Here is a 2369-nt window from a genome sequence, read left to right as displayed (position 1 = left end):
TAAGTCATAGCTCCTGCTTCTGCTCTGACCCCTTCTCTAGGATCTAACTCTATCTCCACTAATTGAATTCCTTCACCTTTAATTTCATAATCTATTACATCTGCTGACATTTTACTCCTCCTAATATTCATATTTAAAGTATTTTTTTTATTATATTTATTATTACATAACAATTAAAAAAATCAAAATTATTTTTCTTATCTTTTTTAAAATTAAACATCATATCCACTAATTATCGGTCTTTTTTATAAGATGTAGAAATATTCTTTGAATAAAATTTGTCTTTTTAGTTTTTTATTAGTTTTCATCTTGATTCTTTTACAAAATAGAGTATACTTGGATTGAATAAAACATTAAAAATTATTAAGGGGGGTACAAATGTTAAATAATAAACTTTTAAAACTTAGAAATGAAATGAGTAAAAATGGAATAGATGCTTATATTATTCCTAGTTCAGATGCACATCAAAGTGAAAATGTAGCAGAATATTTTAAAGGTAGAAGGTGGATCAGTAACTTTACAGGTAGTGCTGGAACTGCAGTTATCACTGCTGATTCTGCTGGTCTTTGGACAGATGGCCGATACTTCCTCCAAGCTGAAAAAGAACTTGAAGGGAGTGGTTTTGATCTTTTTAAAATGGCTACAGAGGGCGTTCCTACCTACCCTGAATGGTTAAAAAGTGTTGTCAAAAAAGATGGTATTATTGGATTCGACGGAAAAGTCATATCTGTTTCTGCCTACGATGAATTAAAAAAAGGATTTAATAAAGATAACTTTAAAACTCAGAATGATCTTTTAGAATCTGTCTGGGATGACAGACCTAGTTTTCCAAAGGAAAATATATTTGTTCACGACCTTTCTTATGCCGGTAAATCTGCCACTGAAAAAATTGATATTATTCGTGAGATCTATCACTCCCATGGTGCTGATAGTTATATGATCAGTTCTTTAGATGATATTGCATGGACTTTCAATCTAAGAGGGAGTGATGTATTAAATAATACTACCTTCTATTCATATGCACTTATTGAAGATGATAAGATCACTCTATTTATAGATAGCAATAAATTAGACGAACAAACTAATTTATATCTTAAAGTAAATGGTATAGATTTAAAATCCTATGATGAGATTACTTCTACCTTATCTAATTTAAAAAATAAAAAGATCTATCTCAGTCCAGAAAGGACAAGTATTTATATATAGTCATTACTTCAAAACAATAAAATAATTCATAATAAAGAGATCACTACTCATTTAAAAGCTGTTAAAAATGATATAGAGATACAAAATACAAAAGAGTGTTATTTAAATGATTTTGTAGCTCTCCTAAAAGGATTTAAATATATTGAGGAAAACTTTAAAGAAACTCCTATCACTGAGCTAGATGTAGAAGATATTATAAAAAATGAAAGATCAAAAATAGATGGATTTAAAGGAGTAAGTTTTGATACTATTGCTGGACATAAAGATCATGCAGCTCTTATGCATTTTAAAGCCAATGAAAAAAATACATATACTTTGGATTCACAAGGGTTTTTATTGGTGGATTCAGGTGGACAATACCTCAATGGAACTACCGATATTACTAGAACTTTTTCATTAGGAAATATTACTCCTGAACAAAAAAAAGACTTTACTCTAGTATTAAAAAGTGTAATTACCCTTAGTAGAGCTAAATTTTTAAAGGGAACTACCGGTTATAAATTAGATATGTTAGCTAGATATCCACTATGGTTAGAAGGACTAGACTATAAGTGTGGAACTGGTCATGGAGTTGGCTTTTTCCTAAATATTCACGAAGGACCACAAGGTTTTTCTGTTAGAAAAAGTCACGATCTTCCATTAGAAGTAGGAATGAATTTAACTATTGAACCTGGTATTTATAAAGAGGGAAGACATGGTATTCGTACTGAAAATACAGTTATAGTAAAAGAGGCTTTCACCAATGAAAACGGAACTTTCTATGAATTTGAAACTATATCATTTTTCCCAATTGATATTAATTCTATAGATCCTACTCTATTAAATAGTGATGAATTGGAATGGATCAACTCCTACCATACCACTACATTTAATAAATTGTCTCCATATCTAAATGAAGATGAAACAAACTGGTTAAGAGAAAAAACTAAACAAATATAAAAGCACGGTGATATTGTACCCATATAAGAATAGTCTAGTATTTTATAATCTTTATGATTTTCTAGATAATAAGAAAAATCCCCTTGCCAAATGGCATGGGGATTTTAAATTTTCTATTTTTCACCTAATAATCTATCTAAGATTATAGCTACTGCCGATCTTACTGATAGATGATTATATCTTGTTTTACCTCTTATTGGATCTAAGATATGAGTACAGCTATC

3 protein-coding genes are annotated in these 2369 nt (G+C 29.5%); 2 read left to right on the top strand and 1 reads right to left on the bottom strand.

Going from position 1 to position 2369, the window contains the following annotated elements; genetic code table 11:
* Positions 1-378 precede the first annotated feature (378 nt).
* Both WBG30_RS10735 and WBG30_RS10730 read left to right on the top strand, forming a co-directional pair.
* Positions 379-1206 carry an aminopeptidase P family N-terminal domain-containing protein gene (locus WBG30_RS10735; protein ID WP_424504651.1) on the top strand — a complete coding sequence of 276 codons (828 nt, stop codon included), beginning with the start codon at positions 379-381 and terminating at the stop codon, positions 1204-1206.
* Between the two features lie 21 nt (positions 1207-1227).
* A complete protein-coding gene (locus tag WBG30_RS10730; RefSeq protein ID WP_424504653.1) occupies positions 1228-2145 on the top strand; it encodes a M24B family metallopeptidase in 918 nt (305 codons plus the stop codon).
* 113 nt (positions 2146-2258) lie between these two features.
* Here the strand turns inward: WBG30_RS10730 and WBG30_RS10725 are convergent.
* On the bottom strand, positions 2259-2369 hold a 111-nt coding region (locus WBG30_RS10725; protein ID WP_424504652.1), incomplete at its 5' end, for an RNA methyltransferase.

The organism is Psychrilyobacter sp. (assembly GCF_049671765.1).
Classification (GTDB): domain Bacteria; phylum Fusobacteriota; class Fusobacteriia; order Fusobacteriales; family Fusobacteriaceae; genus Psychrilyobacter.
The sequence above is the reverse complement of the archived record's forward strand: the minus strand, read 5'-3'. Positions and strand labels throughout refer to the sequence as shown.